At 57.9% G+C, this 20,192-nt stretch carries 12 protein-coding genes; 10 read left to right on the plus strand and 2 right to left on the minus strand.

Annotated elements, in window-relative coordinates; all coding sequences use genetic code 11:
• Positions 1–360 precede the first annotated feature (360 nt).
• From U9R25_03000 to U9R25_03015, 4 genes are all read left to right on the plus strand, one after another.
• On the plus strand, positions 361–2,367 hold the full coding sequence (locus U9R25_03000) for an amidohydrolase (protein ID MEA3334849.1): 2,007 nt from the start codon (positions 361–363) through the stop codon (positions 2,365–2,367).
• Between the two features lie 75 nt (positions 2,368–2,442).
• Positions 2,443–3,333, plus strand: a complete 891-nt coding sequence (gene iolO, locus U9R25_03005; GenBank protein ID MEA3334850.1) for a 5-keto-L-gluconate epimerase — start codon at positions 2,443–2,445, stop codon at positions 3,331–3,333.
• A 56-nt stretch (positions 3,334–3,389) separates the two neighbouring features.
• Positions 3,390–4,370: a sugar phosphate isomerase/epimerase family protein gene (locus tag U9R25_03010; protein ID MEA3334851.1), complete on the plus strand. Its 981-nt coding sequence runs from the start codon at positions 3,390–3,392 to the stop codon at positions 4,368–4,370.
• Between the two features lie 190 nt (positions 4,371–4,560).
• Positions 4,561–5,754: an MFS transporter gene (locus U9R25_03015; GenBank protein ID MEA3334852.1), complete on the plus strand. Its 1,194-nt coding sequence runs from the start codon at positions 4,561–4,563 to the stop codon at positions 5,752–5,754.
• A 31-nt stretch (positions 5,755–5,785) separates the two neighbouring features.
• Here the strand turns inward: U9R25_03015 and U9R25_03020 are convergent, their stop codons facing one another.
• Complete coding sequence (locus U9R25_03020) at positions 5,786–6,727, minus strand: cation diffusion facilitator family transporter (protein ID MEA3334853.1); 942 nt, start codon at positions 6,725–6,727, stop codon at positions 5,786–5,788.
• Positions 6,720–7,739, minus strand: coding sequence for an inositol 2-dehydrogenase (gene iolG, locus U9R25_03025; GenBank protein ID MEA3334854.1), 1,020 nt, complete (start codon positions 7,737–7,739; stop codon positions 6,720–6,722). The genes U9R25_03020 and iolG overlap by 8 nt, the downstream gene beginning before the upstream one ends.
• Before the next feature lie 131 nt (positions 7,740–7,870).
• On the opposite strand from iolG, the gene U9R25_03030 reads away from it, so the two are divergent.
• The 6 genes from U9R25_03030 to U9R25_03055 all read left to right on the plus strand — a co-directional run bounded on the left by U9R25_03030 (position 7,871) and on the right by U9R25_03055 (position 20,134).
• The gene (locus U9R25_03030; protein MEA3334855.1) at positions 7,871–8,815 is read left to right on the plus strand and encodes an AEC family transporter; all 945 of its coding nucleotides are present in this window, start codon (positions 7,871–7,873) and stop codon (positions 8,813–8,815) included.
• Positions 8,816–8,935: 120 nt separating this feature from the next.
• Positions 8,936–10,864 (plus strand): tetratricopeptide repeat protein, encoded by a 1,929-nt coding sequence (locus tag U9R25_03035; protein ID MEA3334856.1) that lies wholly within the window; start codon positions 8,936–8,938, stop codon positions 10,862–10,864.
• 153 nt (positions 10,865–11,017) lie between these two features.
• Positions 11,018–11,242, plus strand: a complete 225-nt coding sequence (locus U9R25_03040; GenBank protein MEA3334857.1) for a hypothetical protein — start codon at positions 11,018–11,020, stop codon at positions 11,240–11,242.
• A gap of 46 nt (positions 11,243–11,288) precedes the next feature.
• A complete protein-coding gene (locus U9R25_03045) occupies positions 11,289–16,541 on the plus strand; it encodes an Ig-like domain-containing protein (protein MEA3334858.1) in 5,253 nt (1,750 codons plus the stop codon).
• Between the two features lie 93 nt (positions 16,542–16,634).
• The gene (locus U9R25_03050) at positions 16,635–18,893 is read left to right on the plus strand and encodes a hypothetical protein (protein ID MEA3334859.1); all 2,259 of its coding nucleotides are present in this window, start codon (positions 16,635–16,637) and stop codon (positions 18,891–18,893) included.
• Between the two features lie 23 nt (positions 18,894–18,916).
• On the plus strand, positions 18,917–20,134 hold the full coding sequence (locus U9R25_03055; GenBank protein MEA3334860.1) for a hypothetical protein: 1,218 nt from the start codon (positions 18,917–18,919) through the stop codon (positions 20,132–20,134).
• Positions 20,135–20,192: the final 58 nt, after the last annotated feature.

A 20,192-nucleotide genomic window follows, 5' to 3' on the forward strand; every position in this document is an offset into this window, starting at 1 on the left:
GTCGAAGTATGACGCAGATCGATCCAACCAAGATCGAAAAAGATCAGCGACCTCTGCGCCGAGGGTCTGCGTAACCAGCGTTTCTATGGCTTGTCCGGGTTAAGTGCAGTGCAGGTGAGCCTGGATTTCAGTGTCGTCGCAGGTATCAATCGCATCTGCCCCTTCCGGAATGCTGGCGCGAAGGATACTCGCTCCGCGGCAGAAACTATCAACAGAACCTGAGCAAGGGGTTGCTGAGAGACCGTCAAGCAACTCCTTGTTTTGTTGTGCCAGCCTGTCCCTCTTCAGATCACGCTTCCGGGAATCCCAGGGCTCATGGTATACTCTGGCGAACAAACTGAAGGAGGAGGTCGATTGAATATGGAGAAAGCGGACGTTATTCTGACGGGTGGTGTGGTACTTACCATGGATTCCGGCGGCGCGCTGTTTGATCCTGGCGCTGTGGCGGTTATCGGGAGCGATATCGTTGCTGTGGGTCCGGCGGAAGAAATCGCGGCCAGATTCGAATCTGAAGAGAGTGTCGACTGCCAGGGCAAGGTGGTCATGCCTGGTCTGATCAACGCCCATACCCATGTGCCCATGTCGCTGTTGCGCGGCCTGGCCGACGATTTGCGCCTTGACGTCTGGTTGATGGGCTACATCATGCCGGTCGAACGCCGTTTCGTACGGCCCGATTTCTGCTGGTTGGGCACCCAGCTGTCCTGTGCCGAGATGATTCGCACGGGAACGACTTGCTTTTGCGATATGTACTACCACGAGGAAGCTGTAGCCGACGCGACGGCCCAGGCGGGGCTGAGGGCCATCTGCGGCCAGACCATTCTTAAATTCCCGTCGCCCGATGCCTTGAGTTTCGAAGAGAGCCTCGCTCGTACTCGTGATTTCATTCAGCGCTGGAAGGGGCATCGTCTCATCACCCCGTCGGTTGCACCCCATGCGCCCTACACCGCGACGCCCGAGATGTTGCAGGAGTCGGCAGCGCTGGCGATAGCCTATGACGTGCCACTGCAAATACATGTTTCCGAGACAGCGCACGAGGTTGAGGAAATGCGGGCCACCACCGGTATGACACCCGTGCCCTGGATCAAGAATCACAACATTCTCGAGGCCAAAACAATCGCGGCCCACTGTGTCCATGTCAACGAGGATGAATTGCTGACATTGCGCGAGCACAATACGGGCATTGCCCACAACCCCACCAGCAACCTCAAGCTTTCCAGTGGATTCGCCCCGGTGGCCCATATGCTCGAACTGGGCCTCAACGTTGGCATTGGCACCGATGGGGTTGCAAGCAACAATGACCTTGACATGTTCGAGGAGTTGCGTTTGGCGGCCTTGCTGGCCAAGGGCGTAACCTTGAATCCGACGGTGTTGCCGGCCCGACAGGTCCTGGAAATGGCGACAATTATGGGCGCGCGGGCTTTACACCAGAATGAATGGATCGGGTCCCTCGAAGTGGGCAAAAAGGCCGATCTGATCATCGTCGATATTAGCACCGTTCATAATTCCCCTCACTTCCGGCGGGAAGAAGCTCAGATTTACTCGCAATTGGTCTATGCGGCCAAAGGCTCCGATGTGATGGATGTGATGGTCGATGGCGTGTGGTTGATGCGGAATCGCCACCTCCTTACGGTCGACGAAGAGATCCTGATGGCAGACGCAGGCAAGCTTGCCCGGAGAATCGATGCTTTTTTGATCGAAAGGGAGGAGAGTGCCCTGCGCAAACTGGCTGTGATCGGCGGTCTGGAGCCCAAGGAGACCTTCGAGGTTCAGGTAAAGTTCCAGGTTTCAGAGGAAAAAGCGTTGGAGATTGAAAAGGCGTTGACCGGACCCGAGTTTGCCATGGGCAAGTCAAGCCTGCGCCGGCAGTTTGATACCTACTTCATCTTCGACGACAAGTGGGCCAGCCGCATTCGCTACCGCGAGGACGAGGTGTTGGCCCGGGATAGCATGGCTCCTGTGCCAGAGGGAGAGGTAGAAGAGATCATTTCCCGGTTGACATTCACCAACGAAACCAAGGAACGCGAATACGCCAACTATGTAACCCTGTCTCGTTCCCACATGGATGCATTGGCCGACCGCAGCCTGCGCTTCTACCGGGAATACTTTAAGCCAGACGAAGAGCGGGAGGTGTTCAAGGAAAGGCGCCGTTTCCATGTGCGTTTTGGCAACACCGAATTCACCGTCAATATCGACCAGATGCTGCAACCGGAGATCCCCGGCAGAGTTGTGGAATTCAAGAGCCGGACGTGGAGCGCTCAGGACGCCGAGCGGAAAGCGGTGCTGATCGGTGACCTGCTCGATTATTTTGACATTGCTCAGGATAAATTGCTGCGAGAGGAATATCAGAGCCTGGCGGCAGATACGTAGTCCTGTTTCGTGATTTTTACGCTGTGAAGACGCGGGAGCGAGGCGCCCTGCTGGAATCCAAGAGGTTGATCAACTATGACTACTAGCGGTTTCCTGCCCGAGAAGGGCAGTGGTCCTGATACAGGCCAGTTAAAGTTCTCCATCGTGCTTTCCACCCATCAGGCAGAGTTCCAGGCTGTGGCGTTCAAGGGAGATTTTGAGGGCAACGTCAAACGCATTGCAGAATTGGGTTACGACGGCGTGGAGTTGGCTATCCGCGACCCGGAACTGGTGGACGCAAACGCGCTGATCGCCACCGTCAAACAGGTCGGGTTGTCTGTACCTGCCATAGGCACTGGACAGGCATGGGGCGAGGAGGGACTCTCCTTTACCGACCCCGATCCTCAGGTGCGCCGGGCGGCCGTAGAGCGGGTCAAGTCCCATGTGCCGCTGGCGGCTCGATTCAACGAGGCTTTCCAGAATCCGGGTGGAACGGCCATCATTATCGGGCTGCTGCGGGGGCTGGTGCGACCCGGGATCAGTCATGAACAGGCCATGGCATGGCTGGTTGAGGCGCTGCAGGAATGTAGTGCTGCAGCGCAGCCGGAAGGCGTGCAGCTCGCGCTGGAACCTATCAATCGCTATGAGACCACGCTGATTAACAATGTGGCCCAGGGTATGGCGTTGATCGACAAAGTCGATTCATCGGCCTTTGGCTTGCTGCTTGATACCTTTCATATGAACATCGAGGAACCAACCATCGAGGGCAGCATGCGCCTTTGCAGCGACCGCCTGTTCCATTTCCACGTGGCCGACTCCAATCGATGGCCCCCGGGCGGCGGACATCTGGATTTCGGCCATCTCCTGGGGGTTTTGCAGGAAATGGCTTACCAGGGATATGTCAGCGGTGAGTTTCTGCCCGAGCCCGATGGAGATACCGCGGCCCGCAATGCCATTGAACATCTACAGACGGTCATGCCCGGCTAAAGTCAGTCCGCGTCATTGGTACCACCACTTGCCGCGCTTCCAGGAGTAATCCGTTCATGGACATCCGCTACTCCATTATTCTGGGCTTTTTGGGCCAGTTGACCGACCGTTTTGCTCGCTATCACGAACCGAGAGAATTGGCAGAAAAGCTGCAACTTGCCGCTCAGATCGAGGGCGTGACCGGTGTCGAGCCCGTTTTTCCCTTTGATTTCCGCGACATAGACTATGAGTCCTTCCGCCAGCTTCTTGCCAAAAACAGCCTGGCAGTTTCTTCGATCAATGTGAACATCAAGGCTGAACCCAAGTTCCATCAGGGGGCTCTCACATCTGTCGACCACGGCATTCGAGCCGAGGCTGTCCAGTACCTGAAGACCGGCATGGACTGGGCCGTTGAACTGGGCGTAAACCTGGTAACAGTCTGTCCCCTCTCTGACGGCCACGACTATCCCTTTGAGATCAATTATGGAGATGCCTGGCGCTGGATGCTGGATTGCCTGGGTGAGGCTGCCGCCCATCGTCCGGATGTCCGCCTGGCGGTTGAATACAAGCAGAGCGAGCCGCGATCTCGTGTGATTATCCCCAACGCCGGGATCGTGCTTTTTTTATGTCAGCAGTTGGGCATGGATAACGTTGGCTTGACCCTGGATACCGGCCATGCCCTCTACAATGCCGAAACCCCCGCCCAGGTTATCCGTCTTGCTGCCGACGCCGGCCGGCTTTCCCTGGTACATATCAACGACAACTACCGCAACTGGGATTGGGATATGATGCCAGGCACCGTCAATTATTGGGACTGGCTGGAGACTCTCCTTGTGTTGGATGAGGTCGGCTACGATGGCTGGTTGGTTTCCGATGTATTTCCTGCCCGTACAGATCCATTGGAGACACTTTCCGCCAGCTATCGATCGATTCAGTACGCGGAGCAATTACTCGATGCGTTCGGGCGTGATCGGCTCCGCGGGATGACCCGCCGTCGAGAGGTCATTACAATCTTCGACGAGTTCCAACGGATGTTTCTCGGAAAAGGGACCTTGTGAGAAGGGGGGATCAATTCGCCGAGTCTGGACCCTATCTGGAAGTGATCCATAAGTACGGCCTGACCACACCTTATATCATCGATGCTGTGCGGCAGGTTATCAATCGCAAGTAGCACTTTTTTGCACCGGTGGTGCTCAGTATTCTCGCCATTCTGCGCCAGATCACAGGCGCCTGGCCGGCTAGGTGACCATGACGACAACAGAAACAACCATCGCCTCTGCATCTGATCGCATCAAGCGAACTCAAACTGCTGCCTACTTTGCTTCCTTCATCGTTTTGGGACTGGTGATGGCAGCCCTCGGTCCAACCTTGCCTGGATTGGCCGAGAATACTCGCTCAACCGTCGGGCAGATCGGTATTTTGTTTACAGCCCAGGCATTGGGTGTGCTGGTCGGGGACTTGATCAGCGGCCGGTGGTATGATCGGGCACCGGCCCACCCGTTCCTTGCCGTGGTCATGCTGCTGGTTGCGGTGACGTTGCTGCTGACCCCCATCCTCTCCAGCCTGCCTGTATTGGCTGTGGTCATGTTTCTTATGGGGATTGGCCTCGGGTCCACCGATGTGGGCGGCAACACATTGTTGGTGTGGGTCCATCGCGACGATGTGGGTCCCCGCATGAATGCCCTGCACTTTTTTTTCGGCCTGGGTGCGCTGCTCGTTCCGCTCCTGGTTGCCCTGGTCATCTCGACTACCGGTGAAATAACCTGGGCCTATTGGCTGTTGGCCATAATTGTTGTGCCTGCTGCCCTTATGTTCATGCGAGTACCAAGCCCAACTCGCCTTCAGCAGTCGGCTGAGGTGTCGACGGCTGAGGCGCGCTGGCTGCTGGTCTTCCTCATCGCCGCCATGTTCTTTCTATTTGTGGGCGCAGAGCTCTCGTTCGGCGGCTGGATCTATACCTATGCCATCTCCCTTGATCTGGCGACTGTCACCACGGCCGGGTACCTGACATCCCTGTTCTGGGGTGCATTGACCCTCGGCCGGCTGCTTAGCATTCCGATTGCTGCCCGGGTGCGGCCTCGCTATATCCTGATGGTTGATATTGCCGGCATGATTCTCTCCCTGGCTCTCCCACTGCTTGTGCCGGGCACCAGTTGGGCGCTGTGGCTTTCAGCCTTCGGGTTTGGCCTGTTCATGGCCAACGTTTTCCCCACACTGATGGTACTGGGCGAACATCATCTTACAATCACCGGCGGAATCACCGGCTGGTTTTTGGTGGGAGGAAGCCTGGGCAGCATGACTGTGCCCTTGCTGATCGGGCAGCGCTTCGAGGCTACCGGTCCCCAGGCAACCCTGATTGTTATTCTGGCGACCGTACTGCTGGCGGCGGTGGTGTTAGCTGCCTTCCTGGTGGCCGTGAGAAATCCTTCTGCGTCCCGTTGACAGGGATTACAGGTAAGACCCTGGCAACGCTCTAACCTGCATCTTCTCGTTCAGCCCGGTGCGAACTGGCCAGCCCTCCCACGATGTCCGCGTCCCAGGCAGCGGCATCTTCTTGAGGTTCCACGTGAATGGTTACGAAGGCATTGGACAGGTGTTCATCGATCTCGGCCTCGATGCGCTCCGAAAGGTCGTGGGATTCCTGCACCGTGGTTTGGCCGGGAACCAGCAGATGAAAGTCGATGAAGCGGCGGGAGCCTGATTTCCGCGTGCGCAGACCGTGATAGGGGATGTCGTCGCCAGCCACCTGGCTGATGGCGTCGCGTATCTGGTCTACCTCGTCCAGTGGCAGCGCCGTATCCATCAATCCTTGCGCTGAGCGGCGCAGCAGTTTGACGCCGGTCCAGATAATGTTCAGTGCCACAGCGATGGCCAGCAGTGGATCAAGCCATTGCCAACCCGTGAAGCCCGCCAACAATACGCCACCGACCACGCCTATCGATGTCCAGACATCAGTCATCAGGTGATGGGCGTCAGCTTCCAGCGCAATGCTGTCATACCGGCGGGCGGCTCCTATCATGACCCGGGACACGCCGAAGTTGATCGCTGATGCAATGAGGGCAATAACGGCGCCGATTCCCAGGTTTTCCAGCGGGGCTGGATTCAGGAAGCGTTGGACGGCGGTATAGATGATAGTGATCGCCGCGATCAGGATCAGCGCGCCTTCAGCACCGCTGGAGAAGTATTCAGCCTTGTCGTGGCCGTAGGCGTGCCGGTCGTCGGGCGGTCGATCGGCGATGCTGATGGCGGTAAAGGCAATCAGTGCCGCCGTCAGGTTGACTACCGACTCCAGGGCATCGGAAAGAAGGCCCACGGAGCCGGTCAGAAAATAGGCACCAAATTTGAGCAAGAGGGTCAGGAGGCCCGCACCGACTGATAAAAGGGCGACCCGCCGGACCGCGGACAGGTTATCCAACCTCACTGAGCTTCACCGGCCTGTTTTCTCGATAGGATTGCCAGGCAGCCAGACCCATCACCACGGGCATCCGGCCGTCGGTTCCTGTCACCAATGGTTGTCTGTCGGTCAGCACGGCATCGACAAAATCACGCATCTCCAGAAGAAACGACTCCGCGTAACGTTCCAGGAAGAAGTAGAGGGGCTTGCTGCGCTGAACCGCGTTGGCGTCCATGACCGTCACACTGTTGGGATAGTTGTTGGATGCTGACACATTGCCCAGCGATCCCAACAATTCCACCCGCTGATCGTAGCCATACCTGGCCTCGCGGCAATTGGCGATCGTGCCGATTGCTCCATTCTCAAATCGCAGCACGGTGAGGGTTGTATCCACATCCCCTGCGGCGCCGATGGCAGGATCCACCATGATACCTCCTGCCACAAAGACCTCCTCTACCTCGCAGCCCATCAGGTAGCGAGCCATGTCGAAGTCGTGAATCGTCATGTCGAGAAAGATTCCCCCTGAAACCTTGATATAATCGATGGGCGGTGGTTCGGGGTCATGGCTGGTGATATGAAGGAGTCGCGGCTCACCAATGCGGCCCTCAGCTACCAGATCGTGGACCCGCTTGAAGTTCGGATCGAAACGCCGGTTGAATCCCACCTGGAGCTTGACGCCCGCAGCCGTAACGGCAACGAGGGCTTGATCGATTTTCTTCAGGTCATGGTCGATGGGTTTCTCGCAAAACACATGTTTGCCTGCTGCTGCAGCCTCTTCTACGATTTGTGCATGGGTATCGGTGGCGGAGCAAACGATTACGGCATCGATGTCATCCCGTTTCAATAGATCGTGGTAATCCTCTACAGCGAGAGGAATCCGGAAGGCATCGGCGGCTCGTTGAGCAGCCTCCTGGAAGATATCGGCGACGGCAGCCAGATTTGCTTCTGGAATGCGAAAAGCCAGGTTCTCGGCGTGTAGGCGGCCAATCCGTCCGGCGCCGATGAGTGCAATGTTAATTTGGTCAGCAGGCATGGGTGCAACCTCCTTGAAATGGCATATTCTCGCGGGGAACTCTGCGGATTAAAGTGTACCATCACTTATGGGCAGTGTCCAGACCCTGTTCCTGTTGTCACGATCCTGCAATCTGCACTACAATGCCGTGCATGGTGATCATCGATATCCTGGCTCCGATTATTATCCTGGTGGCGTTGGGCACACTTCTGCACCGAACAGGTTTCCTCTCCAGGGATTTTTTCCGGAAGGCCAATCATCTTGTCTACTGGGTTGGATTGCCCAGCCTGTTGTTTCGCAAGACGGCCAATGCAATGCCACAGTTTGGCGCCGCTGTCAGCATTGTTTTCATGTTGTTGGCGGGCATGGTGGGTTGCCTGATCCTGGGCTATCTGGTGGCTGGGCGATTGGGGCTGAACAGACCGGCCAGGGCTTCGTTTATCCAGGGCACCTATCGCAGCAATCTGGTCTATGTGGGATTGCCAGTGGTGCTGTATGCCCTGGCGGCCTTTGACACCAATACACCCGAGACGGAAGCGCTGGCTTTGCTGGCTATTGCGCCTATGGTTCCCTTCTACAATGCTGTTGCGGTGATGCTCCTCCTTGGAGCCGAAGAGCGGCTGGAATTTAATGTTCAACAGCAGATGATCCAGATGCTACGAGGTGTGGTTACGAATCCGCTGGTCATTGCCTGTGTGCTGGGCGTGGCGTTTGCCTACGCTGGCTGGTCGTTGCCGTTGTTTGTCGACCGAACCCTCGAGGCACTGGGCCAGATGGCCTTGCCGTTGGCCCTTTTGGGCATTGGAGCGTCGCTGCGGCTACGGACGATCCGCGAGGGTGGCAGGGTGGCGCTGGCTGGCTCCCTGATCAAAATCCTGTTTGCCCCTCTGGTAGGATTGTTGGTCGCCCTGGCCGTCGGCATATCAGGGATAGAAATGCAGATAGGACTGCTCTACCTGACAATGCCAACGGCCGTCATGTCCTACGTGATGGCTGATCAGATGGGGGCTGATGGGAGGTTGGCAGGCAGCATCGTCGTCATCTCCACGGTCCTCGCGATGCCCGCTCTTTCGGTTGTGTTGGCACTGACCGCGTAAGGCACGGTCAAAACCCCATTTTTTGTGGTATAATTGACTTGTGCCTTTTTCAGCGAATCGGTATTGGTGAGACCGGTAAGATCGACAACAGGTGACCAGCCAGTCAGAAAAGAATGAATCGTGACTCAAAATCCTGTGGATACGGTCTCTGCCCTGATCGAAGAGAGTTACGCCCTGGAGCGGACAGGGCAGATTGGTCCCGCGTTGCGACGTGCGCGCAAGGCTCTGGAAGAGGCACATGTTTCTGGAGCAGATGAAGAGGTCGCCGCGGCACTGACTGGCGTCGCCCATTGCCAACATCACCTGGGTCATTACGAACAGGCGTGTGCCCTGGCTGAGCAAGCCCTGGCCCACACTTCCCCTGATTCGCGAGCCAGAGTCGATGCCCTGCGGATTTTGGGTAGCTGTGCCCACGAGTCCGGCGATCTCACAACAGCCGAGCAGTTCTTCCATTGTGCCATCGACATCGCCCGCGAACTTGGACACTACCATGCCTTGCAGAGCTGTCTCCATAGCCTGGCCGCCTGCGTTTACATACCGCGCGGCCAGTTCGAACTGGCCCAGGCCGCCGACGAGGAGTCGCTTCGCCTGGCGTTGGAATTGGACATGTCAGAGGTGGTCTGGTTCCCGCTGGCAACGATGGGCTGGGTCTACTGGGTGACGGGCCAGCGGAAGCGTGCCCTCGCGGTCACCGAAGAGATGCGCGGCTTCGTCCAATCGGGTTCTATGGCCGAAGGCTATTACTATTGCCTGCGGGCCGATCTGGCCCAGGATGGCGAAAACCCCGAATCTGCTCTGCCCCTTTACACCCGCGCCCGTGCCATTGCTGAGGTGATCGGCGACCCAGGCCTGAATGCTGAATTGCGAGTGGGGTTAAGTCGTTACCACCGCAAAACCGGCAATGCGCCTGCGGCCTACAACTGGGCCGACGATGCCTTGACCATCGCGCAACGCTCAGGGTGCCGCGACCTTCAAGGATGGGCGCTCATCGAGCGGGGGCGGGCTGCCTGGGAGATTGGCGATCTCACCCAGGCCGAGTCCGATCTGGTTACCGCCATCGGGGTGCTCACGTCCATGCAGGCGCATTATGACTTGGCGCGGGCCAATTTTCTTTTGGCTGCGCTCTACCAGCAACAGGGACGGCCCGAGGCAGAATCCATCTGGCTGGAGGCTGTCGCACCGATCGTAAATGGCGGATATGCCTTTCTGTTGGAGAGAGAACAGACGCTGGCCTTCCCTTTGCTGGCTCATTACCTGAACAGCGATGACCCGCACGTGGCAACCCTCTCCATCCGGTTATTGGATCACCTGATGTGCGTGCCCCCACCGCCCCTCCATGTCTATGCCCTTGGACGCTTCCATGTGCGGCAGGGCAGGCGCGCCATCCCGGACCAGACCTGGCGGCAGCGTAGAGCCGGGGAGTTGTTCCGGCTGTTGCTGGTCAGTTTCAATCGTACTGTTCTGCGCGATCAGGTTATGCATGCCTTGTGGCCCGACAAATCCCCAAGATCGGCGCAATCGCTCTTTCACCAGGCGACCTCGTCTCTGCGCAGGGCATTGGAACCCGATTTGCCGGACAAGTTCCCGTCCCGTTACCTGACCGTAGACGGGGGTCGAGTTACCCTCCAATTGCCGGAGGACTCGTGGGTAGATTTCGAGGCCCTCGAAAAACACATCGGAAACCAGGATTGGCAGGCGGCCCTGGAATGTTACCGGGGCGATCTGTTCCCAGGTGATCTGTACGCCGATTGGCCGGTGGCGCGGCGTGAGCGTTTGAAGCAACACGTCATCCGGGCGGCCCTGGCAATAGCGAAGGATGCACTGCCGGAGCACCCCGACAAGGCGTTGAACGCCAGCCGCCGTGTCCTGGCGCTGGAGCCGTGGCAGGAGGAGGCTGTGCTGTTGGGAATGAAGGCGTGCGTTGCGCAGAACGACCGTGCCGGGGCAATACGACTCTATCAAGAGTTGGAGCGCTCTTTACGGGAAGAACTCGCTATCATGCCCCAGAAGGGGGTACAGGACTATTACCGATCTGTGGTTTCAACTTGAGACCTGACATTGGGGGGAAAGCAACCGGTTACTCTCCCGTTGTTTGAAAGGATACTGACGAAGACCTTCGAGGATTTCAAACCTCGGAGGTCTTGTATTTCTGTCAGTAAAGTGTCAGTTCGGTCTGATACAAAAGAGGTATTTGGAGGCCCTATGCGCGAGATTCAGACGTTTGTTCTTCGACTGCTGGTGGATACAGATGAGCCGCACGCCCTGCGTGGCGTGCTGCGCGCTGTTGTGGACGACGAAGAACACTCGTTTACCGACGAAGAATCGTTGTTGCCGTTGCTGCTGCGGATGAGTCGCGGAACGGTAGGATCTCTTGCAGATTGTGATGGCCAGGAGAGTTCCCCACAGGACGATGATCAACCCCAGTAAGATGGTTCCCCTGAAATCTGGCATGCTATTCAAAGGAGAGCGAATCATGAAAATCCCAATGCGAATGACTCTTTTCACAGTTAATCTGGGCCTGTTGATGGCTGGGATCTTCATGCTGGGGGGCGCCGGTTTGCCAGAAGTTACCCTGGCCGCGCCCCAGGTCTGCGTGCCCGGCCCCCACAGCGGGATCATCACCGGTACACAGCAATGGTGTGCTGCTGATAGTCCCCACCTGCTCACCGCTGATGTCACCGTGCCCGCCGGGGTGACCCTAACGGTCGAAGCCAACGTGACCGTACAGGCTGCCAACTACGTGGAGCTTCTGGTGGAAGGCCACCTGGCAGCGCCGGGCACGCCCACCCAGCCCATCACTTTCACGTCGTCCACTGACAGCGGCCCCGGCCAGTGGGCCGGTATGGCCTTTGACGGCGGCACTGGACACATCAGCTACGCCACCGTGCGCTATGCCGGACATCGTAACTATGTCACCGACGCTGCCTTTGGAGCTTGGGCGCGCAGCAATATCGCTATCAGCAATGTGCTGTCCGGCGAGGTGCGCCTCGAGAATGTGACCATCAGCGATATCACCTCAACCAACCAGGATATGGGCATTTACGTTGGGAACAGCAACCTGGTCGTGACGGATTCGCTGTTCACCGGGATCGGCAACGGAAGTGTTTACGTCTTTCCCGATACCCCTCTCTACATCGCCGGGGGTGACAGCGAAGTGACCCTGTCCAACAATACTTTTACTGCCAACGATACCAACACCATCGTTCTGCAAGCGGGCGCCATGATGAACCACGACACGACCCTGACCCAGCAAAATGGCCTGGATGGGTACGTGCTGGAACAGGATTTCACAGTGCCACCCACCGTCACATTGACCCTGGAACCGGGCGTGACATTCATGAGTGGCCATGTCCACGGGGAATTTGTGATAGAGGGCCACCTGGAAGCCCTGGGCACACCGGCAGAGCCCATCACTTTCACCTCGCTGGCTGACAGTGCTCCTGGTCAGTGGACTGGCCTGGTGTTCGACGGTGGTACGGGTCACCTTCGCCACGCCACGGTGCGTTACGCCGGGCAGCGTAACTATGTCACCGACGCTGCCTTTGGAGCTTGGGCGCGCAGCAATATCGCTATCAGCAATGTGCTGTCCGGCGAGGTGCGCCTCGAGAATGTGACCATCAGCGACATATCCATGGGCCCGGCCGAGCAGGAGATGGGCGTTTACGTAGGGAACAGCAACCTGGTCGTGACGGATTCGCTGTTCACCGGGATCGGCAACGGAAGTGTTTACGTTTTTCCCGATACCCCTCTCTACATCGCCGGGGGTGACAGCGAAGTGACCCTGTCCAACAATACTTTTACTGCCAACGATACCAACACCATCGTTCTGCAAGCGGGCGCCATGATGAACCACGACACGACCCTGACCCAGCAAAATGGCCTGGATGGGTACGTGCTGGAACAGGATTTCACAGTGCCACCCACCGTCACATTGACCCTGGAACCGGGCGTGACATTCATGAGTGGCCATGTCCACGGGGAATTTGTGATAGAGGGCCACCTGGAAGCCCTGGGCACACCGGCAGAGCCCATCACTTTCACCTCGCTGGCTGACAGTGCTCCTGGTCAGTGGACTGGCCTGGTGTTCGACGGTGGTACGGGTCACCTTCGCCACGCCACGGTGCGTTACGCCGGGCAGCGTAACTATGTCACCGACGCTGCCTTTGGACATTGGGCGCGCAGCAATATCGCTATCAGCAATGTGCTGACCGGCGAGGTGCGCCTGGAGAATGTGACCATCAGCGATATCACCTCAACCAACCAGGATATGGGCATTTACGTTGGGAACAGCAACCTGGTCGTGACGGATTCGCTGTTCACCGGGATCGGCAACGGCAGCTATTATGTCTTTCCCGATACCCCTCTCTACATCGCCGGGGGTGACAGCGACGTTTCGCTGATCAATAACACCTTCACTGCCAATGATTTCAACAATGTCGTTCTGCAAGCAGGCGCCATGATGAACCACGACACGACCCTGACCCAGCAAAATGGCCTGGATGGGTATGTGCTGGAACAGGATTTCACCGTGCCGCCAACAGTTACACTGACTGTTGAACCAGGCGTGACTGTGAAAGGGGGGCTGGAGAGCAATCGCGCTGAATTGCGAGTTGAGGGACACCTGGACGCCATCGGCACGCCGACACAACCAATTACCTTCACCTCTTTTTACGATAATGCCCCGGCCCAGTGGCCCGGTCTGGTCTTCGAGGGCAGCGCGGGCGCCGGCACGGGGCTTCTGCGACACGCCACCGTTCGCTATGGGGGAATCGGGAATAGCGTGCTGGACTCATCGGGTGACTATCATAGTGGCAGCAACATCACCGTCTCGAATGTGCTGACCGGCGAGGTGCGCCTGGAGCACGTGACGATCGAGGAGGAATATCACTGGGATGGCTGGCACCATTATGGGGACCATGGTCTCTATGTCAACGATGGGATTGCCTCCATCGCTTCATCGATTATTGAGGATAACTGCGATAGCGGCAACGATGACAGCGGTATTTACGTGGCCGGGGACAGCCGCGTGCTGATCGACGACAGCGTGATCCAGGCCAACATCGCCCCCGGTATTGTCGTCGAGGGCGATGTTGCCTTTGTCAGGGTAATGAGCTCAAATGTTGCTGGTAACGCAGGGGATGGCGTGCGCAATATCGGCGATGCAACGGTTATCCTTAGCGGCGATCCGGACGAGGGCAACGTCATCGCCTATAACCAGGACTATGGTGCCAATCAGACCAGCCTGACCGGCCTGATTATCGCTACCAACAATTACTGGGGAGACCCGAGTGGCCCCACGCATCCTGGAAATCCCGCAGGAACTGGGGAGCCGGTCACGGATCGCGTGCTTTACGATCCCTGGCTTACAGAGGTTCCCTCGGGCGCACCTCCCAACGATGGGCTGGTTCTGGCGTTTGGTCCCAGCGTTGTCAGCGCGGGTGAGTCCGTGAACTTTGGGTTCCTCGTACCCAACCTATTGCCCAACACGCTGGAAAATGCCGTCGTTGTGGCCCAGCTTCCCGAAGAGGCGAAACATGGTTTCAGTTGGCCCCGCGGCGAATACTGGGCCGATAGGCACCAGGTTGTATGGAAGCTGGGAGATGTGGCGCCGGGCGAGGAGGTTCACCTGGGCGTACAGGTGCATTATGTCTGGGGCATCGATCCTCACCAGATAACCTATTTGACCGGACTTATCGTGGCCGAAAATTTACCCAACGATCTGCTGGACCTGGACGAGTACCTGAACTATGAAGAGGTGACGATCACCTCCTTCGATGAGTTGAGCGAGCAGGAGCTTCAGGATATTCTCGATGTCGAACCAGAGGTGAATGCCCTGTTCATTGATTCCGAGACCCAGGGGTTTGCCTACTATGGCGCTGCCAGGCTCGAACAACTCAGCGATGGAACTGAGCAGCTATCGTTACCGATGATCGACAGGGCCAAATCGGGCGAGCAGATCTTCATCCACCAGGTCGTCAGTCAGCCCTTCAGATTTCATAATCTCCCGGCCTCGGTGATCGGCGATATTTCGGACGCAAGCTTTGCGCTGGACTACCAGACCAAATGGGTGGACATACTTGACCCATTCCTTGACCCACCCGCACTGCTCGTCCCGACTGGAGAGGCCAGGTGTACGGAGTTAACATGCGGCCAGTTCAGCTTCTTTGACTGCCTGCGCAACTGCCTGATCGATAACGTTCCGGCACGCCAGTTCAGCCCCTCCTATTCAGAAGCGTGTTTCGAGTGCTATCAGCACGGCGGAGCTGCCTGCAGCACGTGCGCTGCGCATATGGAAACGCAGCGCAACGATTCACTGAAGTACTCAACCCAGTGGTGTCAAGATATATGCACCCTTGATCCCAACAACGGCCAGTGCGACCCGGACCAGGAGACACGGGAATGCAAGACCAGCCACGTGGTCATGGTCACACCCTGCGGCGATGATTGCAAGTTTCGTCCTCAAGACATGTACTACGAGTCATGCCACGCCGGTGAACGGTGTATCGCTGGAGTCTGTGAACCAATCGATTACCCCGATACGATCCCCATCGAGGTCTTGGTCGGAGGCGATCCCAACGCCATGTATGGGCCTATGGAAGTGACCCCTAACCAGACCATTAGCTACGCGATCAGTTACGAGAACGTGGGTGAAGGCACGGCCTATGGGGTACATGTCGAGAGTCGGCTTCCAGAGGTGTTCGATCCGGACACGCTCCTAATTCACAATGATGGTGTCTACTTTCCCTCGACGCGTGCTTTGGTGTGGCAGGTCGGTGAGTTGGCGTCGCAGGCGGGCGGCATGGCAAGTTTCGAGGTTCAGGTTCCCTCTGACGCTATCAGCGGGACTATCATTATCGCCAATGCAACAGTCTACTTCCCCAGTGTGCCAGAAACGACGCCCACCAATGACGTGGTCACCATCGTGGGCGATGTGGTGGGGCATACGCAGCTAGTAGAGACGGTCGAAGGTACACCGGTAGCCATCACTCTCAGCGGCCACTCGCCCACGGGCAACCCGCTGACGTATGACGTTGAGCGGCAACCGCTGAACGGCGAGTTGAGCGGCGCCCCGCCCAACCTGACCTACACCCCGGCGGACAATTTCGAGGGGCAGGATAGCCTGTCCTTCCGCGTGGATGACGGCGTAAACACCAGCCTGCCTGCCGAGGTGAGCATCCTCGTAACCACGGGCGTTGAAACCATACCCCCGGAGGTGTATGCCACCTCACCCATCAGCGGTGCAATGGATGTCCTAGTGTTCGTCAGGCCACTGTATGACAACATCTACCAGCCAACGATCCAGGCATGGTTTACGGAGCCGATTAACGAAACCACGGTCAACACGGCCACCCTGACTATTCACGATTCCCAGGGCAACCAACTCAATGCCGACGTCGCATATGACGCAACGTCGAACCGCTCAAGCCTGTTGCTGCACGAAAGGCTCACCTGGCGCCAGATGTACACCGCTACCATGACAACTGGCGTGCATGACACATCTGGCAATCCCCTGGCCGCACCCTACGCGTGGGCCTTCACCACCAGGGCGCCCTGTTTCGACCTCGATGGCGACGGTGGCATGGACATCGTCGATATTATGGCCGTCGCCGGCCACTGGAACATGGACGCTGTATTGTTCCCGCAGTACGATCTGAACGGTGACGACGCCATCGACGTTTTGGATATCGGCCTGGTTGCCCAGGAATGGGGTGAACTCTGCCCGTAGTCATTATTGGATGCTTTTGAGCTTGTAGCCATTGCGTTATTTGATCACGCATGTGCGAAAACCTGCGGACACTACCCGTGGAGAAATCTTCTGATGAAACGAACACACCTTGCTATCGGGCTATTGGTAATTGGGATACTCCTGGCAGTTCCAGCAGCGGGATTGGCAGGGAGCGCTATTCGTTCGTGGCCGGGAGATGGCAATCCCCTGCCCGCAGCGCCAAACGATGGCTGGGCCATCGAGTGCGCCGATTGCCCGCATTACTTCACGACAGGAACCGACCGCAGCCTGCAGCTGGACAGCAACAGCCATCCCCACGTCACCTACGGCAACGATTACCTCTACCACGCCTGGCACGATGGCACAACCTGGCACATCGAGGTGGCGGACGATGCGCCCGGCGTGGGAACCTTTTCCTCGCTGGCCCTGGATGACGCCGGCTACCCCCACGTCAGTTATTACGACGACAGCAACGACGATCTCAAATACGCCTACCAGAACGCATCCGGCTGGCACAGCGAAACCCTGGTCACCAATGGCAACCCCGGCTACTACACCTCGCTGGCCCTGGACGGCGACGGCTACCCCCACATCGCCTACGGCGACAACACCGCCAGCCACCACGGCGCCTACTATGCCTACAAAGATGCCGCCGGCTGGCACTTCGAGACGTTGCAGACTGAGCACGTGGCGTTCTACGTTTCCATAGCGCTCGGCGCGGACGGATATGCCCGAATCGCCTACCAGGACAGCTACTGGCGTTATCTCATGTTTGCCTACCGAGATGCGTCCGGCTGGCATATCGAAACCGTGGACGACGGCTCTCAGGCAGGCGCAGGCGCCTCGCTGGCCCTGGATGGCAGCGGCTATGCCCACATCTCGTATGACAGCTCTGGGGCGCTCACTCATGCCTATCAGGATGCGTCGGGCTGGCATACCGAGCAAGTCGCGGCCAGCAGCGCCAGCGGCTCCATAGGCATCGATGGTTCAGGCTACGCGCATATCGCGGGCAGCAGCGGCGATCAACTCCGGTATTGGTATCAAGATGCGACCGGCTGGCATGGTGCGACCGTCGACAGCGGCACCAGCCAGTATTACTACTCCTATTCGCTAGCTTTGGACACGAGCGATTCCCCCCATATCATCTATGTCGATAATGGCAGCAGGGAACTAAAATACGCTATCCCGAACGGCGCCAGTTGGGACATCCAGGCCGTGGACGAGAGTGTGATGGTGGGCTGGGATGCTTCGCTGAACCTGGGGCAATCGGACTATCCCCACATCGCCTATCACGATCCCACCTATGGCCACTATTGGGTGAAGTACGCCTATAAAGACGCAACCGGCTGGCACACGGAAGCCGTTGAAACCGGGGCCTACGCCGTGGCCCCCGCTATCGCGGTAGACGATAACGACCACCCCCATATCGGCTATTACGCCTCAGTTTCCCCGAACACATACCTCAAATATGCCCACAACGATGGTGGTGGCTGGACGATCGAGACTGTGGATTCGAGCGCGGGCCAATATGCCTCGATTATCACCGATGACAACGACTATCCGCACATCAGTTACCACGGCTCCTCTGCGCTCAAATACGCCTATCAAGACGCGAGCGGGTGGCACACCGAGGTCGTGGATGGCGCCACCGGCTCCTATTCAGCCGGGCTATACACGTCGATAGCCCTGGACGCCAACGGCTATGCCCACATCAGCTACCTTGCAGGAGGAAACGATCTCCACTACGCCTACCTGGACGCATCCGGCTGGCACACGCAAACGCTGGAAACTGAGCACTTCGTGGGCATGAATACATCGCTGGATCTGGACGCGGCCGGCTATCCCCACATCAGCTACTACTACAGCCAGTATTGGAACGATTTCTGGACTCTCAGATATGGCTACATGGACGCTTCCGGTTGGCACTCCGAGGATGTGGATGGCGGCAAGTATTTCTCCTCCCTTGATCTGGACAGTAGCGGCTATCCACACATCGGCTACTACGCTGATGGCCTTCAGTACGCCTATCAAGATGCCGACGGTTGGCACATCGACGTGGTGAGCGGGGACGCAGGGAACTACGGCTCTCTGGCCCTCGCTTCGACCGGCCAGCCCAAGCTTTCCTTCTACGACGGCGTCACCAAGGACTTGAAAGTCGCGTCTCCTGGATCACCCTGCTACGATTTCAATTTCAACGGCAGGATCGACGTGGGGGACATCGAGATCGTGGCAAGCCACTGGGGGCTGGATCCCCTGGTGTTTCCCGAATACGATTTGAACGACGATGGCGCCATCGATACCTTGGACATCACAATAATCGCCCTTCAGTGGAACCAGGTTTGTTCTGGCTGAGGCAGATGAGGAGGCCGGAGGGAATGAAGCGTCTACGGGACTTGTTTGCTTCGGTGCTAGTACTTGCCGGGCTGGTCATCGCGCCGCCCGATGCCTGGCAAGCCTTGTCCCCCGCCCTACAAGCCCGCAGCGTCCAGCCGATCTCCCCCGCGGCCATCCACACAGCAACGGTGTTCGTGATCTCATTCCCAGGATTCGGCACTCCTCGTGACGACATCGATGCGCTGACCGCGGAGCTGATCGGCCTGTTCAAGCGCGGCAGCATGTACCACGGCTATAACGACCCCTGGACTGAGCCCTATCTGGCCTACGAGGTGTACGGAGGACTGGTCGTCGAAGACCCGGTGCTTCCCCTCGTGCTGCCTAACGGCATGGCCGATTATAGCAACATCTATGAGCGCTATGATCTCTGCCCCCTGATAGCAAGCGGAGAGGTGGACGAAGTTTGGATATGGATCGCCGGCGGCAATGGGATCGATCTGGCCCATTTCGGCGAATGGGTCACCACCGGGCCCGGCTGGCCCGGCGGCTTCTGGCCCACCCCCCAAATGGTCAACGCGCCCGACTGCGGCCAGATCGTGACGACCATGGCTTTCAACTACGAACGAGAAGTGGACGTGGCATTGGAGAGCTTTGTGCATCGCCTGGAGGGATTCTCCATGACCTACTTCCCCTGCGATTTCTATACCCACACCTGGCCCTGGACTGGCGCGCCGGCTGTATGCACGGGCCTCGTGAGCGATCGCTACGGCTACGTGGCCAGGCCCTTCGCCGGAAACAACGACGTCGGCGGTTGCGGTGACGCGCACCATCCGCCAAACATTCTCGATGATCGTGAGTACATCTACGACGATCTCACGGTCGTTCAGTCGACGTGCAGGGACTGGGGCCAGGACGGCTCGGCTCAAGTCAGCTCAGTAAACTGCACGGCCTGGCAATGCACTCATTGGGGCTATCACGTTTGGTGGATGCAAAACCTGCCGGGGTATGCTAATACCAATCGAGATCGCAATGGCGATCTGCATCCCAACTGGTGGGCATGGATATTTGGGCCGTGCTACGACTTCAATGGCAGTGGCGATGTGGGCATAGGAGATGTTCAGGCGGTGGCATCGCATTGGGGAATGGTCGCAACCTATCCCGGCTGGAATCCTCATCTGGACCTGGATCAGGATCGGGATGTCGACGTGTTCGATATCGCAACAGTGGCCGCAGAGTGGGCGCAGCGGTGTCCCAATTGATACACGTCTGGCAATCCCATGGTCGCCCCCTACACCTGGTCCTTCACCACCCGTGTGC

The sequence above is a fragment of the Chloroflexota bacterium genome (assembly GCA_034717495.1).
Lineage (GTDB): Bacteria > Chloroflexota > Anaerolineae > JAAEKA01 > JAAEKA01 > JAYELL01.

Bases quoted from the DNA above. Each gene is read 5' to 3' on its own strand.
- U9R25_03000 (MEA3334849.1), top strand. From the start codon at position 361: ATGGAGAAAGCGGACGTTATTCTGACGGGTGGTGTGGTACTTACCATG.
- iolO (MEA3334850.1), top strand. From the start codon at position 2,443: ATGACTACTAGCGGTTTCCTGCCCGAGAAGGGCAGTGGTCCTGATACA.
- U9R25_03010 (MEA3334851.1), top strand. From the start codon at position 3,390: ATGGACATCCGCTACTCCATTATTCTGGGCTTTTTGGGCCAGTTGACC.
- U9R25_03015 (MEA3334852.1), top strand. From the start codon at position 4,561: ATGACGACAACAGAAACAACCATCGCCTCTGCATCTGATCGCATCAAG.
- iolG (MEA3334854.1), bottom strand. From the start codon at position 7,739: ATGCCTGCTGACCAAATTAACATTGCACTCATCGGCGCCGGACGGATT.
- U9R25_03030 (MEA3334855.1), top strand. From the start codon at position 7,871: ATGGTGATCATCGATATCCTGGCTCCGATTATTATCCTGGTGGCGTTG.
- U9R25_03040 (MEA3334857.1), top strand. From the start codon at position 11,018: ATGCGCGAGATTCAGACGTTTGTTCTTCGACTGCTGGTGGATACAGAT.
- U9R25_03045 (MEA3334858.1), top strand. From the start codon at position 11,289: ATGAAAATCCCAATGCGAATGACTCTTTTCACAGTTAATCTGGGCCTG.
- U9R25_03050 (MEA3334859.1), top strand. From the start codon at position 16,635: ATGAAACGAACACACCTTGCTATCGGGCTATTGGTAATTGGGATACTC.
- U9R25_03055 (MEA3334860.1), top strand. From the start codon at position 18,917: ATGAAGCGTCTACGGGACTTGTTTGCTTCGGTGCTAGTACTTGCCGGG.